Origin of the sequence: Thalassoroseus pseudoceratinae (assembly GCF_011634775.1) — a bacterium.
GTDB lineage: Bacteria > Planctomycetota > Planctomycetia > Planctomycetales > Planctomycetaceae > Thalassoroseus > Thalassoroseus pseudoceratinae.
In genome coordinates, this window is the sequence record NZ_JAALXT010000011.1 from 1 (window position 1) to 17,972 (window position 17,972).

Sequence of the window (17,972 nt, forward strand, 5' to 3'; positions counted from 1 at the left end):
ATGCGGCAAAGCAGTGAGTCTCGCACTCCTCCAAGCCTTCATTGCCGATCAACGCCGCGCCAAGTTACTCGTTGCTTCCAAGCTGGGGGTCGCCGCTGATATCCCTGCTCTTGAGTGGGCCGGCAGTTTCCCTGCAATACGTGACGCCTATGCTGCAAATCCGTTCGCAGATGTTTTTCGCCCGCACGGCGACCGAGTGGAAACCGCCAAGCAGACCAAAGCGAAGTCGACGAATTCAACTATTCCAAAACACAACCGGGATTTCTCGTTGTCGCTCAACCGAACCACCAATTGCCGACGAACATGCGTTTACAAGACACTCGACCGTGTCCGCCGCTCTGGTGTATTCGGTAGTTGGGTTGCACAGGCGAAATTGCCCAGGTTTCCAACGGCATAGACCGACGCCTCATCACACTAGCATGTGGTTTTTACCCGTACATGACATCCGTGCGTAGTACGTATTTCGTGCCTTCCGTTACTGCGACGCCTTCGTGCAACAGGCCGTGATCAAACACTAGTGCCTTCCCAGCTTCCGGCTTGATCTCGTGGGTAACACCAAGCCCACGTGCGTAGAATCGGGTTTCGCCGCCCGAACCAACATTCGCCAGGTACACCATGAACGTCAGCAGGCTTTCGCTGCGGCCGATCCGAACTGACCCATCGTGATGTGGCTTAAATGATTCAGTGCCGCTGTAGCGGTAGTAGCGGAACCGAGGATTTAGTCCAGACGCAACCATGCCCTCACGTCTGGCCGGCAGCATACCTGCGGCCGTTTGCCACAACGCATCAGCAAGCGCGGGATCATCCACAATGACGCGAGAATTGTCGCGATAGTTATGCACAACTTCGCCGCCAATCGTAAACGTCTCGTAGCCGAGAGCTTCGCTGCGGTCGATATGTTCCTGGCAATCTTCGGCCGACATCAAGTCGTGGATCACGAAAAGGTCATCGCCTTCCAGCGTTTCCAGTTTCATCGTGGCCTCGCGTCTGAACAACGAGTTACGTGCAACCTCACTTGTTTTTCTCTTGACCATCCAATTTGAGAATACTCGCGACGGTCATGCTAGTCAATTTCTGACGTGGAAGAGAGGTGTGTCGAATCCGTTAGGCCAATTGACCACATAATTTTCGCGCGGCAAACGGCGTGAATGAAACTCGTCCCACAGTTTGAATACGCGGCAGGCGTTTGTCTTCACCGAATGCCAGCTTATTGCCTTCTGCCACAGCAACAATCCGCCGCACAATCTCAGCGTCCCGAAGTTCCACGTCGCCATCGGTGAATCCGTCCCGCATGGGGAAACTCTTGCCGCAGGTCGTTGTGACGCATCAACGCGAACACCGAGTCGGCTTCCCCCTCGCCAGCCTCCCCGATCGCCTCAGCGAGCCCGTGGAACCCGACTTTACATCTTGCTCATGTTGAATCGTGGTTTCACACAAGCGGATGTTGCCAATCTCTTGCCGAGCGAAGTGGACTTCGAGCAGGGTACGATCACGAGAAAACGGACCAAAACCAGTGTCCCGATCGTGCGGTATACTCTTTGGCCGGAAACGTTGGCCCTCCTTCAGCAAGAGCAAACGGAGAGCGGAACCCGAGTCCTTCTCAACCAACGGGGGGAACCGCTGCTGACCGAAACACTACTGGAGTCCGGAAAATACAAAAAGACGGACAACATCCGCTCGGCATGGAATCGCCTGTGCAAGCGGCGCGACGTGGATTTGCCCTTGAGCGGTTTCCGCAAGACCTCCGCGAGTCTCCTTCGTTCCCAACCTCGCTTCGTGTCAATTTATGATCACTTTCTGGGCCATGCGCCGAGATCGGTCGTCGATCGTCATTACGCCGCTGCACCCCAGACCGTGTTGGAGGATGGCATCCGGTGGCTGCGGGAGGAACTACGCATCGCCGAAGTCTTCGCGGAGGGTGGGTAGCGTCGGTAATCCGTGCCGATCATGCAGTGCCATCATTCGGCAGACGCCCGAAAGAGTTCGACCAACTGAGAATCGACCTTCTTTCGGACGGTCTTCCAGTCGACGCCTAGGTGTCTTCCGGCGGCTCGGTAATTCCCTGACTGAGCATAGACGAGAGAACAATAATGCCTCTGCACTTCCTCTGCCGTTAAATGCCCCGCAATGACGTCTTGGGCAAACCGCTCGAGAGCCGTTGAGCAATTTGGCTGAGCACGGTACGGCGGGTGGTAGTGCTTGCGAACCATGACGCTCCGGACGCACTGCTCAAGTTCGCGAATATTGCCAGGCCAGGGATAATCGGTCCCGAGATGCGATTCAATCCAGTCGACGACCTCGGTCGTAAGCTGTTCGACTTCTCCCGGCATGTCGGCAAGTACGTCGGTCGCGATATGACGGACCATCCGCGCGAGATCGTCCGGCTGTTCGGCGAGTTGCTCGCGAAGACTGGGCGTGCGGATTGTGTCCGCACACAGCCGAAAATAGAAGTCTTCACGGAAACGGCCGGACTGCATCTCGGCCGCCAGGTCCCGGTTTGTGGCAGCAACTAGGCGGCCTTCGAACTTTCGCGCATCCCCGAATTCACCGACTCGTTGGAACTCCCGAGTCTGCAAGACCCGAAGCAATTTCACTTGAATCTCCGAGGTCAGCTCACCCACTTCATCTAGGAAGACTGTCGTCTTTTTGTCGTCACTTTCCAATCGCCCGGTTCGATCTTCGACGGCTCCGGTGAATGCCCCCTTGATATGTCCAAACATTTCCGACTCGATGAGTGTCGGCGCGAGTGCTGCTAGATTGACTGCCCGAAAGTTTGTTGGGTTCTGAGCGGGAAACGTTTTTGTGCTCGGATCGAACTCAACGTACCGTGCTATCCCAATCGCTTTGGCGACAAGTTCCTTACCCGTGCCGGACGGGCCGGTGATCAATGTGGAGATCGTGTGCATCTGCTGATGAAGACCGCGGGCATAACGCCGCATATCGTGGGTAAAAATGGACTGCCAGACCGCGGCTCGCAGGCGGGTCATGGGCACCGATGCGCCGATCAGAAAATCGAAAATTAGGTGAAACGCCCGCTCGATCTGATAGAAGCAAGCCAACACATGCTCGGGCTCGAATGCATCGGGTAGTGTCACTTCCGGTAGCTGTAGGTAGTGATTGAAATCCTGCTGAAACTGCTCCCACAGCGGGAATGGGCTCTCGGCCGTCAGTTCGCTCTGATAGGTCAATTGATCCAACGGACTTATGTATTCGGTGTAGAGGTGGTAAAGAGCCAGATCCTCATAGAGAAGCCGATCTCGTTCATTGATCGCTGCTTCGCGAATGATTCCGGCGCGGAACTTGTCGGTTAGTTGTTTGGCTAGCGAGCAGAGTTTTTGCTGGTTGGGAAACATCTCTTTGAACGAGGCACCAGGTTGATGGCTTAGAGCGACCCTGTCCGATTCGCAATCGCTGCCAAGTGCGATCCGCTCCAGCACCATCCGCTCCGGCAAAAACGGGTTGCAGTAACCGATCCCAGCCAAAGCCTCTGCGATACGACGTTCTTCAGTCGTCAGAATGCTCATTGACCACTCCTGATCGAAACATGCGACAAATTTTGGAGTGCAGCTTACAAAGAAAGGCGCCCCCTTGCCGGGTTCTTCTCGTTCTTGAAAAAGGCACGTTTTGTAAACCGTTGCTGTGAAGGCACTTGAGATTTCACTGCGTTTTCGGAACGACATTCGCCAGAAGGGAGCACGTTCACTTTTCCTTCAAAGGATTCAACATGCCTTCACTTCCTGTTGCTGCGACTGTTCGGTTCACTCTTGGTTGTATCGTAGCCTTCTCGACCCCCGCTTCAGGGGATTGACGCGGATGAAACGAAGCCCTTGGTTGAGTCCGCCGTTGTCCGTGTCTATGCCACCCAGCGGCCGTCGAATTTGCTTTATCCTTGGCGGAAAGTGGCCCCTCAGAACGTGTTCGGTTCGGCTCAGCAGGCGACCAAAGACGTGCTGGAAGAGAATGGTATTCGGCATGAGCGATCTGCCAATTTCGGCCGAGACGATGCGTCGACGGCTGAATGAGCAGATCGACGAACGACTCAGATCCGTTTTCCGACTCCGTCAACAATCTTGCTTGGTGACACAATGACTCCTTGTAATGGAACTTTGCCGGGTGCACTATCCCGTGTCGTTCAGCCGCGTCTGGATGTCCTTTGCAGCGGCACTCCCCGAGAAATGGGGCGTGCCCAGGGTGAGGCGTTGCAGGAACGGATTCAGTTGGCATGGGCGACAGTCCTGCAACTCGAAGCGTTCCAGTTGATGAAGACCCCTATTCTGCCGCTGCGTGCATTTCGTCGGTTTGCTGCCATGCGAGCCTATCGGTTTCTCATGAAAGCGTTCGCCGACGAAAAAGCCGGGACGGCTACGCGTGATCGGCTCCATGGGATTGCTGAGGGCTCGGGTCTCGACTTCTCTGCGATTTGCCTGCTCAATGCCCTGGAACCTGCGTTGTCCGATGTATCGAGCATGACCCATGTGCCGGTCTCGGGGGCGTGTTCGGCGATCGCGGTGACTGGTTCTCGCTCATCAACTGGTCTGCCATTGCTGGCCCATAATTTCGATTACCTGCCAATCGTGCAGCCGCTCTACACAATCCGCGAGAACAGACCGACGGACGGGTTCCGTTCGCTGGAATTCACGGCAGCTCCGTTGGTTGGGACTGTCGACGGAGTCAACGAAGCCGGGCTGGCAGTGACTTATAATTATGGTTATGGCGTTGATTCATCCGAGCCAGCACCGACGATCTCTATGCGGATCGCCGAAATGCTTGGGCAGTTTCGCTTGGTGCCGGAAGCGATCGAGTACCTGACGCGTTCGCGGCGGTGGGGTGGCGGTCTCTTGATGCTCGGTGACGCCGAGGGTCGCATTGCCTCCGTCGAGTTGACGAACACACGGTCGGCCGTCCGTTTCGGTTTGGACAATCACGATTTACTGACGCATACAAACCGTTTTCAGTGCCGTCCGACACGTGACGTCGAACTATCTCGCCAATCAATCTACGACCATCATGCACCGATTCCACTGCGGAACATTCGGGTCCACGCATCGGCCGAGTCACGCGACCTTCGATTCGAAACTTTGACAACTGGCAGACAATTCGGCCTTCGCGATTTGCAAGAACTGCTCTCGGACCACGGCTCCGACGAAAGTCCGAGCAGCGAGACGCTCTGCATGCATAGCAACTATTGGCACACCACTGCTTGCTTACAACTGCTCCCGTCCGAACGCGCGATCCGCGTGCACTACGGGACGGCCTGCCAAGCAGACTTCCAAGAGTTTCGACTTCACTGAAACACACAACGCGTTCACGCAGTCGACAGAAGAAGACTCAACTGCAAAGGATTGACACTCGTGTTGGCCGGTGACGAATTCTTGCCCCCAAAAACATGGCACACCCAAGCTCAGCAAGTGTCAAATGACAGGGAGAAAAACATGATCTCGCCATGGGCGCTAGAAGCCGCGCGATTGCCGGTGGCCTTTGCTCAGGTCCGTGAAGATTCACTGCTTGATTGGCGGGTGGTGGAACAAGCACCTCCCGCAACACATGTGGCGATCGTCGCGTCCGGTGGTTGCACCGCCGCTCATCTGGCGGCAGTTCCGAATGTCGCCCGAATCCATCTGGTCGATCCCAATCCGTCGCAACTCGCATTGTCACGTCTCAAACTTCGACTATTAGAGACCGTCGATCCGGCATCCCGATTGGCGTTGCTCGGTCACACTCCGATGGCAACCGACAGACGGCAAGTGTGGCTGGAAGCGGAGTTGTCGGCGCTTGACTTACCAGCCGATGCACTGGGTTCGCCGCCGGAAGTCGCTTGTCTTGGTCCAGACTATGCCGGTCGCTATGAATGTGTTTTTGCAGCGTTACGTCACGAATTGAGCGACTGTTCAGAGGATGTCGAGGCTTTACTTCGGCTATCCGATCCGGCGGAGCAAGTCCGACGAGTCGCAAATTCAACATCGCTCGGGCAACGCATCGATCAGGCTTTCGATGCTGTCTTCACGATGCCGAACTTGGTCAGGCTGTTCGGGGCGGACGCGACTCGGAATGCCGTTGAGCCCTTCTCGCGACATTTTGCAAGCCGACTCAGACATTGTCTGTCCACGTTGCCCGCTGCCGAAAACCCCTATCTCTGGCAGTTGCTTGCCGGACGCTATCCCGAGGGGCATGAGGCTCCTTGGTACAACTTACCGATTCGCACCGGCATGCCGCAGATCTCATGGACGAACGCGTTCATGGCCGATGCGTTGCGCGAGGCAGTTGGCGCATTCGACTTCGTTTTCCTTTCAAACATTCTGGACTGGCTTCCAGCGGCCGAAGCGCGATCAACGATATTAGCAGCCTGGGACTCGCTGCGACCGGGCGGTTCCGTGCTGATTCGTCAATTGAACTCGACGCTCAGAGTACGTGAGTTGAGCAACCGTTTTGAATGGCACACGATCGAGGCAGCCCAACTGCATTCATGCGATCGTAGTTTCTTCTATCGCGAATTGCATTGGGGGACAATGCGATGAATGTGCATCAACTTTCCTCGGCACCTTCACAACAATTGACTCACGAGTTGATGCGATTCGAGGAGCAATTTGCCTATCCACTTGGCGAAGGACAGACGTTCCGCATTTCGCATGGTGAGGACTACCCTCGATTCTTTCGTGCCCTGGGCAAAGGGGTGTGTTTTGTCGCCGAGTCACACGGACGAATCGCCGGCGTACTGGGGGCGAGCATTCGCCGTCTCGTCACCCCCAAAGGGGACGAACGCATCGTTATCTACTTCGGTGATCTCAAGATCGATCCAGCAAGACGCGGTGGGAAGACTCTGCTGCGTTTGGCGGATGCGGTGCGTCATTGGGTCTCGTCACAAATCGATGGCACGCGTGTGGACGGAGCATTCGCCATCGTCATGGAGGGAACAGCACACATGCCGTCGCGTTACACAGGACGGCTCGGCATCCCGAGTTTCTCCGAAGTCGGACGCATTGCGATTCTGCGATTGCCCGCTTCACAGCCTCCCGATTCGCCCAGTTCACGTTGGGTGACTACGCCGGAACAAGCACACGTCTGCTGCGAGAAACTGAGTGCCGACGCATACGTCTGCCTTGACGGCCATCCGGAGGAGCGGTCGGAAATGTCGCCGATTTGGCTGATGGAACCAAACGGCCGGGCGTGTGGACGCTTGGAAGACACCTGTCACGCCAAACGATTAATCACAAGCGACGGAACCGAACTGCGAAGTGCACACCTTTCGGGCTTTACTTATCAAACACCCCGCGACGGCGTTGCGTTGCTACGACACGCAGTGAGGTGTGCTTCGAGTCACCATCTTACCGGTCTATTCGTCGCAGTTCCCGGCGAGGACGCGGCGGACTTTCGAAAAGCACTCGCCGAAAGTGACGCCATCTTGACGTCGGCCAAAGTGTTTGGCGTGGCGTTCGAACCCGACCGGCGTTGGCACATCAACACAGCGGAGATCTAAATGACGAATTCGACAAGTCACGCCCCACATGTCACCGCTTGTGCGGACGCCGTCCTACAAACGACCGGAGTGCTAAACAATCCGTACTTCGCAGCGCTTTCGAGCGGCCGCATGTCACAAAGCCAATTCCGTCGGACGCAGGAACAGTTCCTATTTGCGGTGAGCTTCTTTCCGCGTCCCATGGCGGTTCTGGTCGCTCGGATTCCAGAGCCGAGACAGCGTCTCGACATTCTTCGAAATCTGAACGAGGAGCACGGCGATTTCGACGAACAAGCCTTTCACCAGACAACGTTTTGCCAGTTCCTCGATACGCTCGGTCGCGATCCTGGAGTTCCGAACCAGGCCCAAATTGGGCCAGCCGTTCACGCGTTCAACAACGCCTTGAATGCGGCCTGTGTCCTGGACGAGTTGGAAACGGGACTGGCTTGCATGGGGATCATTGAGTACGCCTTTTCCGGAATCTCAGCCGCAATTGGCAGCGCTGTTGTGCAACGCGGTTGGGTTCCCGCAGAGAATCTCATCCACTACCGGCTTCATGCGGAGATTGACGCCCGCCACGCCGAAGAGTTCTTCGCAATCATTGAAGCCGCCTGGCACGATACCAATCGACGCCAATACATCGAACAGGGATTGGCACTCGGAGCCTACATTTTTGATCGGCTCTACCGGGACCTGCTCGAAGCAGAGACATGAAAGTATCCCTAGTGTGAGAACTATGATTTCAAACTTCGTCGCAAACTGTTGCTAGGCGGTACCTGCAGCGCGGCATGAACTTGGCTGTGCAGGAAGAAGTTCATAACGCTGTATTAAACAGTGCAAGTCAAAGAAACACCGAAACAGCAGGTTTCGGCACGTCTCTCCAGTCGACAGAAGCAGAACCTCCTTGGTTTCACCTTCTTCTCCGTCGGCTCTCCGTCTGGCATCTTACTCTCATTGACTTATGGACTCTGGTTTATGAAACACTTTTCGTTCTTGCGTCGATTCAAGCGACTGAGGTTATTTCTTGTGGCTGTTTTGATCGTGGTGACAATCGGGACGCTGATGGCAGGGTATTGGTTTAACGAGCTCTTTGAAGAGAAGAATGCAAAACAAGTGGACTCACTCGTTGCGTATTTCAAGGCTCAATCAGTACTAGGGATATTTGCACATGCAGATGATGAGACACTCGCAGCGGGATTTCTTGCCGATGCCGGGCAACGAAACTCTGTTTTCGTCCATACCATTACGTTAACAAGAGGCGAAGCGGGCTACCCGGATCCACCGATCTGTCGGAAGGAAGACTTGAAACTTGTTCGTGAAGCGGAACTGCGATGCTACGGATTCTTCCTGGGTATTGACAGACAGGATGTGTGGGACTACCCGGATGGAAAGCTGAGCCTACTGCCAAAGCAGGGGCAGAGCGAATTGGTCGACCGTCTTGTCGAGCAGATTCGGCGCGACAAGCCTGATCTGATTCTCAGCTTCGACCCGGACGGTGGGTATTCTGGCCATATCGATCACCAAGAAACAGGACGCCTAACAACGAGAGCGATCGTTTACGCTGCCGATTCCGAGTACAAGCCAGAGTTAGGTTCCGCACATGTTCCAGATTCTCTTCTATATATTCTGGCTCCCAAGCGAGCACTACAGATGCTGGGAGATGAGAAGCTTCGAACTGTTGCGAAAGTTCAACCAAGTCCGAACTACTCAATGCCGATAGACAAAGTTGCGAAACTGACAGGCTGGCGGACCCATACTTCCCAGCATTTGGACCAGGCATACCCCGTCCCGGGTTGGTTGCTATTTGAGTTTTTCGACCAGGAACATTTCTTGGCTTTTGACCCCGTAACTAACGAGTTGCGGTGAAACAGGTACGACATCTCTCTGTCCGCCGGCAGACTGAGAGATCAACAAATGAGAAAGGATCGGCATGCTTCAAATATCAAATGACGAATACCAGCAACGATTGACGGGCCTACAGGAAAAAATCCAGCGTGCTGAACTCGATGTCTTCGTTGTCTCGGCGTTCGAGAGCATCTATTACTTGACGGGAGCAGGTTTCGAACCGTTGGAACGGCCGTTCTTTCTGCTCGTTTTCCCAAACCAACCACCGACACTCTTGGTGCCGAAACTCGATGAGCGGCACATGCAAAAGGCCCGAAATCTTGCACAAGAGAAAATCCAAACTTACCGAGACTATCCCGCTCCCGAGGGACAGGGTTGGCCAGAACGACTTCTTTCGCTCCTTGAGGGCCATCATATGATCGGTGTCGAACCTTCGCTTCGGCAGGACATCGAATCTGAGTTGCCGAGGGAACGCGTTTGTTGCAAACCGCTCGTCGAAGAGTTGCGTTCCGTCAAATCTCCGATGGAGATCCAAATGATAGCCCGTGCCGCACGCTATGCCGACTTTGGAGTCAATCAACTCTTTGCGGCGTCTTACAATGGTTCGACCGTCGCTGAGGGTTTTGCCCGAACGCGCCAAGTGACCGCTCGAATTATTCGGGAAACGCCCGATTGGGACCCAATCACAACCCGAGTCCTGATGGCGACCTGGGCCGCCCCCCAAAGTGCCATGCCGCATTCAATCCCACAACTAGCCGACCGTCTAGAGGCTGGCCCGCACGTGGCGTTGGTGTTGACCCGTGTCAACGGTTACGCTGCGGAAAGCGAACGGACCTATTTCACACAACGGCCCAGTCCCGAAAGTCGCCGCGTCTTCAAAGCCATGCAAGAAGCCCGCCGAATTGCATTGGGAATGCTCCGCCCCGGTGCATCCTGTGCGGAGATCGACGGGAGTGTCAACGCTTTTCTATCACAGGAAGGCTTTGGCGGAGAAGACCAGCGTCTGCATCGGACAGGCCACGGTTTCGGATTGAGCCATCACGAAGGTCCGTTCCTAGCCGAAGGCAGCACCGAGACGCTAGCCGAAGACATGGTCGTTAGCATTGAGCCGGGGATTTATCTGGAAGGCTTCGGTGGCTGCCGCCATTCAGACACGATTCGCGTGACCCGCGATGGCTACGAACTGCTGACGAATGCTCCTCAAAAAATCGAAGACCTCACAATGACGGCATGGAAACCCAGAACACGAATCCAAGGCCAGTTCATCCGACGTGCGTTAAGAGTCAAATAGCACAAGCCAAGAAACTTAAACTCTGATAAGTCCCAGGCAAGGATGCAGTTGAGTCAGATCGAAAACCTGCTGTGTCGCGAAGGTCGGGAATGTTTTGCGGGTCTCGGCCTGATCAGCACGACCGAACTGCCCGCATTTGTGCTGGTGTTTCCTGATGACAGACAGCGTCACGTACTGCCCTCTCAACTTCTGGAAGCGAGAAGACCGTGATCGCCGTCTGTCGCCGCTCACGTGCCTCGCGTTTTCGCAAGAGGGGGGAAGCCTTCGGGAATCACGAAGGCTTGGATCGCTTGATGTTAGAGAGTCGACTGGCCTTGATCGACATCATGCTTCTGTAAAACACCCAAACGCTCAGTCTTCAATCAACACAACCTCGCAAAGGATCTATTTGGGGAGTTGGGGTTGGTCAACTCACAAGCAGTGACAATAGAGTTTGTGATTTCAATACCGCCCGAAATCAGAGCCGTGAGTGAGGCACTAGATTTCAACTTCAGCGTCCAGTTCACCGGACTTGTATTTGTGCCAATACTTGTCTAAGTCGTTTCTGACTTTCCCCGACAATAAGACGACTCCCAAAATATTGGGAAACGCCATACCAAGAATCATCTGATCGCTGAATTCCATGACATTAGACGCCGACACCACCGAGCCCAAGAACACGAAAACGAGAAAGATGATTTTGTACCACAGCGAGTATCGGTCGCCAAACAGATAAACCCAGCACCGCTCGCCATAGTATGACCAAGACACCATGGTGGAGTAGGCAAACAAGACGACAGCGAACGATAACAAATACGGAAACCAAGAAATCTGCGTGGACATCGCAGTTGAAGTCAAACCCGCTCCGTTATTCTCCGCGACGAAGTGAGCGTTTTCCGGGTCGGCATAGGCTCCTGTGATCACAATCACCAATGCTGTCATGGTGCAAATGACGACCGTATCGATAAACGGGCCCATCAATGCGACTATTCCCTCCCGAACGGGATAATCTGTCTTTGCCGCGGAGTGAGCAATCGCGGCCGATCCCACCCCGGCTTCGTTGGAAAACGCGGCCCGGCGAAACCCCATGACCAACACGCCCAAGAATCCGCCGTAGGCCGCCTTCGGAGAAAACGCCTCCGTGAAGATTTTGCTGATGGCATCCGGAATGTGCGTGATGTTCATCACCAGAATCCACAGGCAGGCTAGCAAATAGATGGCGCACATCAACGGCACGATTCGTTCCGCGGTCGCGGCGATCCGACGAATGCCGCCAATAATTACAATTCCCACAGCGACGGCCATAATCAACCCGTAAGCCCAACGGTAGTCTTCCAGTCCGGGCACTGTTTCTTGGACGGCATTGAGCGATTGGTTCACCTGAAACGCATTACCCCCTCCGAACGACGCACCCACACAAAGCACGGCAAACGTGACGGCTAAGCATTTGCCAAAACCGGCAAGACTCACTTGACCAAGTTGAATTTCCGCCAACCCACGCGAGAGGTAATGCATTGGTCCGCCCATGATCGTGCCATCCGGTCGGACGGAGCGATATTTCTGACCGAGTGTGCATTCAGTGAATTTGCTCGACATCCCCAAGAGGCCAGACAGAATCATCCAAAACGTGGCGCCGGGACCGCCGACCATCACTGCAATCGCCACGCCCGCGATGTTCCCCAACCCGACGGTCGCCGATAACGCGGCAGCCAACGCTTGCAAGTGACTGACCTCACCCGAATCGTTGGGGTCATCGTATTTCCCACGGACGACCTGAATCGCGTGCCAGAAACCGCGGAAGTTGATGAAGCCCATGCGAAGCGTGAAGAACACAGCTCCCATGACTAGCCACAGCACAACTAACGGAACACCGAGGACGTCGTAGAACAACACGGAGGCGAAACCGTCAACACAGACGCCGGCAATATCATCGACTTTCGCTTCAAATTGTCGCATCGGATCATGGTTGGCCGTGTTCTGCTCCGTGATTCCATTATCTTTTCGGGCGACCTCATCGCTGACGGATTCGGCATCAGACTGAGCAATCGATTGACTATCCTGCTGGAAAGCGAATGCCGAGTGCGATCCCAGCGGAGTCAGCCCGAAAAGACACAGTAAAAAGAACGGCAAAACAAGTTGAAACTGTCTCATTTCCACAGAATTCCATACGAGGTGAAATCGGGAGAGCGCAATTTCGTCACGACCGGATTGGTCATCATTGGGGGTTGCAACTTTCTGTGCTCAGTCAAATTCAAAGCGGGTGGTTGACGACACGTCGTGCGTCGTGGTTTTCGAGAGGTGGTCGCCAGGTTATAGATTGCTTTTCGACAGATCAAGTACGGAAGCGCTCCAGGATCGCAACTGACACTACGGTCGGATGGCTATATCCGATGGGGCATCGATAACGCGACTGACTGTCAACCCTTTTGTGGTTGCAAGGATTTCACGAGTGACCACGAGTGCTCTTCATCATGTCAGTCGTCCGGCCGCTCGAGTCATGTTTCGGCCATGGTTTCGAACCAGTCGCTCTCAAGCTGCTTTGTTGGTTCCTCGGAGAATATTTAAAAACGAAGCGACTAGAAAACCGTAGTTTTGTCGGACAGAGTCACGGGGAAAAGTCAGTGGGTTGGGGAACATCAGCGGTGAGGATGTTGGAGAGTGTACCGACAAAGTTGAATGTCAATGTTCCATGCTGCGGATGATTGACCAGGGGGTGGTGAAAGCGGCTGTTTTGACCTTTCTGAATGACTCGGGTTACGATGCCACCTGATCTTGAGCGCACGTTGTCTCGTAATGCCGGGACCTTGTACTTGAGGGCGATCCATTTTGCACAAGCCTCCCTTCGGTGCCGATATGCCTATCTCGCTTCGTCTTTCGCTGTTTCTGTCGGCAGGATTCTTCTTGACGCTGGCTACAGCCGCACCGGCTGATGATTCGTCGCGGCCAGCGTGGACAACGTCGCGTGTGCACGGTTCACCGGAACCACCGAAACCGTATCGCACCGAGCGTGTCTTTCCTCGTCTTAAGTTCGATCGGCCAGTTGCGATGATGCCGGCACCGGGCAGCGGCCGCCTGTTCGTCGCGGAACTCGGCGGGAAGCTGTATTCCTTTCCGAACCAGCCTGACGTGACCCGGGCGGATCTGTTCTTCGACGGACCGGCGGAAATCACGGGCCTCACGCGGTTATACGACCTGACTTTCGATCCCGAGTACCAGCAAAACCGGTATGTTTACCTCAGCTACATCACCGAGAGACAGGATCCGCGTGGCACGAAAGTCTCCCGATTTACTGTTACTGATGCGAACCCGCCGCGGGTCGAGCCGGAGAGCGAACTCGTGCTGATCGAATGGCAGTCCGGCGGCCACAACGGTGGCTGCCTGCGGTTCGGTCCCGATGGTTTGCTTTACATCTCGACGGGCGATGCGAGTTCGCCGAGCCCCCCGGATGGCTTGAACACCGGCCAGGACATTTCTGATCTGCTCGCGTCGATTTTGCGAATCGATGTCCGCGGTGCGAGCCAAGATCGACCGTACCGCATCCCGCCAGACAACCCGTTCATCGATCACGACAGCGCTCGACCGGAAGTCTGGGCCTACGGGCTGCGGAACCCGTGGAAGATGAGCTTCGACGACACTGGCAACTTGTGGGTGGGTGATGTCGGCTGGGAACTGTGGGAGATGATTTATCGCATCGAAAGCGGTGGCAACTACGGGTGGAGCATCACGGAAGGTCCGCAACCGGTGCGTCCGGAAATTCCCCGCGGACCGACGCCGATTCGGCCTCCAGCGGCCGCCCATTCGCATATCGAATCGCGTTCGATCACCGGCGGGGCCGTCTACCGCGGCGATCGGCTGTCGCAACTCCGCGGGGCCTACATCTACGGCGATTACGTCACCGGCAAACTTTGGAGCTTTCGTGACCAGGACGGTCAGGTGACGGAGCGGCAGGAAATCGCGGACTCCTCGCTCGCGATCATTACCTTCGGCGAAACCCGCGAGGGGGAGTTATTCATCGTCGGCTATGATGGCACGATCCATCGTCTGGTGCCGAACGCGGCGGAAGCAACGAACAGCAAGTTCCCCGTCCTATTGAGCGAAACCGGTTTGTTCGAATCCGTCGAGCAGCGAACACCGGCGACCGGCGTGATTCCGTACCGAATCGTCGCTGAACCGTGGATGGACGGAGCCCGTGCCGAGCGGGCGATCGCGATGCCGGGAACTTCTAAACTCGACGTCTACCGCAGCAGCAATGCCCAAGTCGGCAACCTCAAGGGCCAATGGGAGTTTCCTGCGGAAACCGTGTTCGTGAAAACGCTCTCTTTGGAAACGGCTCCGGATCGCCGGCAACCCGTCGAGACGCAACTGCTACACCGCGACGGCGAAACCTGGAAGGGATACACGTTCGCCTGGAACGACGATGGCACCGATGCCGAACTCGTGCCGACGGATGGAACGCAAAAAACTTACCACGTCGTCGACGAGTCGATGCCCGCTGGTCGTCGACAGCAGACGTGGCGGTTTGCAAGCCGGACGGAATGCCTCGTCTGCCATACGACCCGCAGCGGCTCGATCCAGGGCTTCCGTGTCGAGCAGCTCGATCGACCGATCGGCTCCGGGCGAAATCAACTGACAAATCTCGTCGAGATGCGGCTGTTCGATGACCCCGACCCTCTGCTCGCGAAGCTCAAGGTCCAGCCGCACCCGCTGACCGATCCATCCGACACCAGTGCTGACCTGCAGGCCCGGGCGCGGTCTTACTTGGACCTCAACTGTGCTCATTGCCACATCCGTGGCGGCGGCGGGACGGCGAATTTTGAAGTGCGACGCGAGTTGCCGCTGGAGCGAACGGGTCTCGTCGGCGAACGCCCGACGCAGGGCACGTTCGAACTGTTCGCTCCGGAAATCGTGGCGGCCGGCGATCCTCACCGTAGCGTGTTGTTCTATCGAATGGCAACGCTCGGCCGCGGCCGCATGCCGCATGTCGGTTCCCGCGTCATTGATCAATCCGGTCTTGGATTAATTCGCGAGTGGATCGCTTCGCTGCCCGCGGAACAACCGTCATTGGCTGTTCGAAAACTGCGGAAAGAACAGGCGACAATCCTCGCAAGAATGCGGACGGAGGAGTCAGCAGTCGATGAACTACTGGCATCAACGAGCGGCGCCTTGCAATTGCTGAGCGCACTCGACGAAGGCACGCTTTCGCCCACGGTCCAACAGCGGATCATTGAAGCGGCGACCGACAGCACGCCGCCCCACATTCGCGGCCTGTTCGAACGCTTCCTGCCGGAATCGCGGCGATCGAAACGGCTGGGGGAATCGGTCGATCTGGCGATGATTCTCGGCCTCAATGGTGATGCGAAACGCGGCCGGGATTTGTTCTTGAACGCCACCGGCGTCCAATGCCGGAACTGTCATCAGGTCAGCGAGCAGGGACGAAACGTCGGCCCCCGGCTGGACGGCGTTGGCAAGCGACTTTCGCGTCGCCAACTGCTCGAAAGCATCCTTGACCCTTCCGCGGTCATCGACGAAAAATTCCGCACGTGGCTCGTGCAGACAGCCGACGGCCGCGTGATCTCGGGACTGTTGATCGAGCGAACGGACCAAGCGGTTGTGCTCCGCGGCACCGATGGAAAAGACGTTCGCGTGCCAATGAGCGATGTCGAGCAATTGGTCCCAGCGCAAAAGTCACTGATGCCGGACTTGCTCGCCCGCGACTTGACGGCCAAAGAATTGGCGGATCTCCTGAGCTTTCTACAATCATTGCAAACCCCGCCGACCGAACCCTAACAGCAGCGTTCCCGCGACTGCGATTCATCAAGCGAAATCTGCCATTGCCTGCGTGCTATTACGGCATTGGTCTCTACACGTCTTGTTCGCGATGATTTAGGGTGGTCTGGATGGGATTCACTGGCCGCCGCTGGATCGGCGGCTGCAGCGGCGTTGTGAACATTGGGTTTCTGAGCACATGAAGTCAGCCAATCGCAGTGCGGCGGGGCCATCGCTGCCGGTGGGGCAGGTTCAGTCGGCTTCGGCAACGCAGGCGGCGTGGCGGTTTCTCAACAATCCGCGGGTGGAGCTAGCTGCACTTGCCGAGCCGCTGCGGGACGCCGGTCGGCAGGCCTGTGAGCAGAACGATTCGGCGTTTGTGCTGCTCGCTCATAACTGGTGCAAACTGAACGACAAATCGCATGCGAGCAAGAACGTGGTTCGACAGATCACGCATGCCGACGATGTGGGCTACGACCTCTTGACCGCTCTTTTGATCGATGCGAGAGGCGGTTACTCGTCGCGGCGATGGCCTGTGTGGTCGTTTGGGATTCGGAGCGTGATGAATCCCCCGAGGCCGACGAAACCAAAGCGATTCTGATTCGCTTGAGCGGTCGCAGCATGAAGTCGGGTCGCCCAGCCACCGCCCCTGCGTTGCTCGCTGGCTACGTGGTCCTGCTCGCCATGCACGACCTATTCAGCCAAACCGATTTCGACATCCATCAACTCCAACAACTCGCCAACCAAGCCTTATCCTTACAAGATTCCTCCTGAGAAGCTGTTTGAAAATTGAAGTTGGTTGTGGAAACGGCTACGACTCCCTTGGATAGACCTGACCAACCAGGAAGGAGCCGTATCGATGTGTTTTCGACGTCAGTATCCCACGAATTTGACGAATCGGCAATGGAACAGACTTCAGAGGATGTTGCCGAAGCCCAAGCGTCGGGGACGCCGGCCGATTGATCGCCGCCGGATTCTCGATGCGATCCGCTATCAGAACCGCACGGGCTGTCAGTGGCGAATGTTGCCCCGTGATTTTCCGAATTGGAGCACGGTCTATGGCGTGTTTCGTCGTTTGCAAGTCGCCTTTGCTGACTCGGCCAACGGTAAGAACGGCTTGCCGGATTGGGTCCAGTGCGTCTGTGGCTTTCTGCTGCCTCGATTGATGGAAAACCTGTGCCACTTAGCCTTGGCTGGACCGATCCTGGAAATTCTTCACCGAGGTCGGCCCTGCACAGTATCGGCGATCAAGGAACACGAGCACGACTGGCATCAGGCATGGGCAGCGGCCGGATTTCTTCATCACGATGAGACTGAGCGAGTCGCCTGTTTGGACCGACAGATTGCTCTTGGAGAGCGATACATCAGCTTGCCAAGCTGGCAGGCATACATCGGTCCGATCGCACAACATCTGTCGACAAACGGGACGATGAGAGGTTCAGACGTACAAGCGATTTGGGATCGAATCAAAGGTGAGCATGAATCGAGGTTTCGACGCCCCATCAATCGTCGGTTGTTTGATCTGTACGCTGATGATGCGGATGAGGAATGGGATGCGGAGCCCTACCCCGAATAAATTGGAGTTGCTTCTCGTTTCGTGTTTTACCAAGCAATGTCAATGGGCGAGCAATCTCTGGA

17 protein-coding genes are annotated in these 17,972 nt (G+C 55.9%); 13 read left to right on the forward strand and 4 right to left on the reverse strand.

Annotated elements, in window-relative coordinates; all coding sequences use genetic code 11:
* Positions 1 to 397, forward strand: a 397-nt coding sequence (locus G6R38_RS27930; RefSeq protein ID WP_206028757.1) for a hypothetical protein, incomplete at its 5' end; no start/stop codon positions are given.
* A 31-nt stretch (positions 398 to 428) separates the two neighbouring features.
* Here G6R38_RS27930 and G6R38_RS26895 read toward each other — a convergent pair.
* Both G6R38_RS26895 and G6R38_RS26900 read right to left on the reverse strand, forming a co-directional pair.
* A complete protein-coding gene (locus tag G6R38_RS26895; protein ID WP_166831874.1) occupies positions 429 to 974 on the reverse strand; it encodes a prolyl hydroxylase family protein in 546 nt (181 codons plus the stop codon).
* 130 nt (positions 975 to 1,104) lie between these two features.
* On the reverse strand, positions 1,105 to 1,293 hold the full coding sequence (locus tag G6R38_RS26900; RefSeq protein WP_166831875.1) for a hypothetical protein: 189 nt from the start codon (positions 1,291 to 1,293) through the stop codon (positions 1,105 to 1,107).
* A gap of 120 nt (positions 1,294 to 1,413) precedes the next feature.
* Here G6R38_RS26900 and G6R38_RS26905 point away from each other — a divergent pair, with 120 nt between their 5' ends.
* On the forward strand, positions 1,414 to 1,926 hold the full coding sequence (locus tag G6R38_RS26905) for a site-specific integrase (protein WP_166831876.1): 513 nt from the start codon (positions 1,414 to 1,416) through the stop codon (positions 1,924 to 1,926).
* A gap of 32 nt (positions 1,927 to 1,958) precedes the next feature.
* On the opposite strand, the gene G6R38_RS26910 is transcribed toward G6R38_RS26905, so the two are convergent.
* Positions 1,959 to 3,524: a sigma 54-interacting transcriptional regulator gene (locus G6R38_RS26910; protein WP_166831877.1), complete on the reverse strand. Its 1,566-nt coding sequence runs from the start codon at positions 3,522 to 3,524 to the stop codon at positions 1,959 to 1,961.
* 303 nt (positions 3,525 to 3,827) lie between these two features.
* Between G6R38_RS26910 and G6R38_RS26915 the strand changes: the two genes are divergently transcribed.
* The 7 genes from G6R38_RS26915 (at position 3,828) to G6R38_RS26945 (ending at position 10,589) form a co-directional block, all read left to right on the forward strand.
* Positions 3,828 to 4,022, forward strand: a complete 195-nt coding sequence (locus tag G6R38_RS26915; RefSeq protein WP_166831878.1) for a hypothetical protein — start codon at positions 3,828 to 3,830, stop codon at positions 4,020 to 4,022.
* A gap of 63 nt (positions 4,023 to 4,085) precedes the next feature.
* On the forward strand, positions 4,086 to 5,291 hold the full coding sequence (locus tag G6R38_RS26920; protein WP_166831879.1) for a C45 family autoproteolytic acyltransferase/hydolase: 1,206 nt from the start codon (positions 4,086 to 4,088) through the stop codon (positions 5,289 to 5,291).
* A 141-nt stretch (positions 5,292 to 5,432) separates the two neighbouring features.
* Positions 5,433 to 6,515, forward strand: a complete 1,083-nt coding sequence (locus tag G6R38_RS26925) for a DUF3419 family protein (RefSeq protein WP_166831880.1) — start codon at positions 5,433 to 5,435, stop codon at positions 6,513 to 6,515.
* Positions 6,512 to 7,474, forward strand: a complete 963-nt coding sequence (locus G6R38_RS26930) for an N-acetyltransferase (RefSeq protein ID WP_166831881.1) — start codon at positions 6,512 to 6,514, stop codon at positions 7,472 to 7,474. The genes G6R38_RS26925 and G6R38_RS26930 overlap by 4 nt, the downstream gene beginning before the upstream one ends.
* Positions 7,475 to 8,167, forward strand: a complete 693-nt coding sequence (locus G6R38_RS26935) for a TenA family transcriptional regulator (protein WP_166831882.1) — start codon at positions 7,475 to 7,477, stop codon at positions 8,165 to 8,167.
* 261 nt (positions 8,168 to 8,428) lie between these two features.
* Positions 8,429 to 9,319 carry a PIG-L deacetylase family protein gene (locus tag G6R38_RS26940; protein ID WP_166831883.1) on the forward strand — a complete coding sequence of 297 codons (891 nt, stop codon included), beginning with the start codon at positions 8,429 to 8,431 and terminating at the stop codon, positions 9,317 to 9,319.
* Positions 9,320 to 9,383: 64 nt separating this feature from the next.
* Positions 9,384 to 10,589, forward strand: coding sequence for a M24 family metallopeptidase (locus G6R38_RS26945; protein ID WP_166831884.1), 1,206 nt, complete (start codon positions 9,384 to 9,386; stop codon positions 10,587 to 10,589).
* Between the two features lie 477 nt (positions 10,590 to 11,066).
* Here the strand turns inward: G6R38_RS26945 and G6R38_RS26950 are convergent, their stop codons facing one another.
* Positions 11,067 to 12,524 carry an alanine/glycine:cation symporter family protein gene (locus tag G6R38_RS26950; protein WP_206028762.1) on the reverse strand — a complete coding sequence of 486 codons (1,458 nt, stop codon included), beginning with the start codon at positions 12,522 to 12,524 and terminating at the stop codon, positions 11,067 to 11,069.
* Positions 12,525 to 13,421: 897 nt separating this feature from the next.
* Here G6R38_RS26950 and G6R38_RS26955 point away from each other — a divergent pair.
* The 4 genes from G6R38_RS26955 to G6R38_RS26970 all read left to right on the forward strand — a co-directional run bounded on the left by G6R38_RS26955 (position 13,422) and on the right by G6R38_RS26970 (position 17,910).
* Complete coding sequence (locus tag G6R38_RS26955; RefSeq protein ID WP_166831886.1) at positions 13,422 to 16,355, forward strand: PQQ-dependent sugar dehydrogenase; 2,934 nt, start codon at positions 13,422 to 13,424, stop codon at positions 16,353 to 16,355.
* Positions 16,356 to 16,533: 178 nt separating this feature from the next.
* Entirely contained in the window at positions 16,534 to 16,935 is a 402-nt protein-coding gene (locus G6R38_RS26960; protein ID WP_166831887.1) for a hypothetical protein, read from the forward strand.
* A 20-nt stretch (positions 16,936 to 16,955) separates the two neighbouring features.
* On the forward strand, positions 16,956 to 17,108 hold the full coding sequence (locus G6R38_RS26965; protein ID WP_166831888.1) for a hypothetical protein: 153 nt from the start codon (positions 16,956 to 16,958) through the stop codon (positions 17,106 to 17,108).
* Positions 17,109 to 17,193: 85 nt separating this feature from the next.
* Positions 17,194 to 17,910, forward strand: a complete 717-nt coding sequence (locus tag G6R38_RS26970) for a transposase (protein ID WP_166831889.1) — start codon at positions 17,194 to 17,196, stop codon at positions 17,908 to 17,910.
* The last annotated feature ends 62 nt before the right edge of the window (positions 17,911 to 17,972 follow it).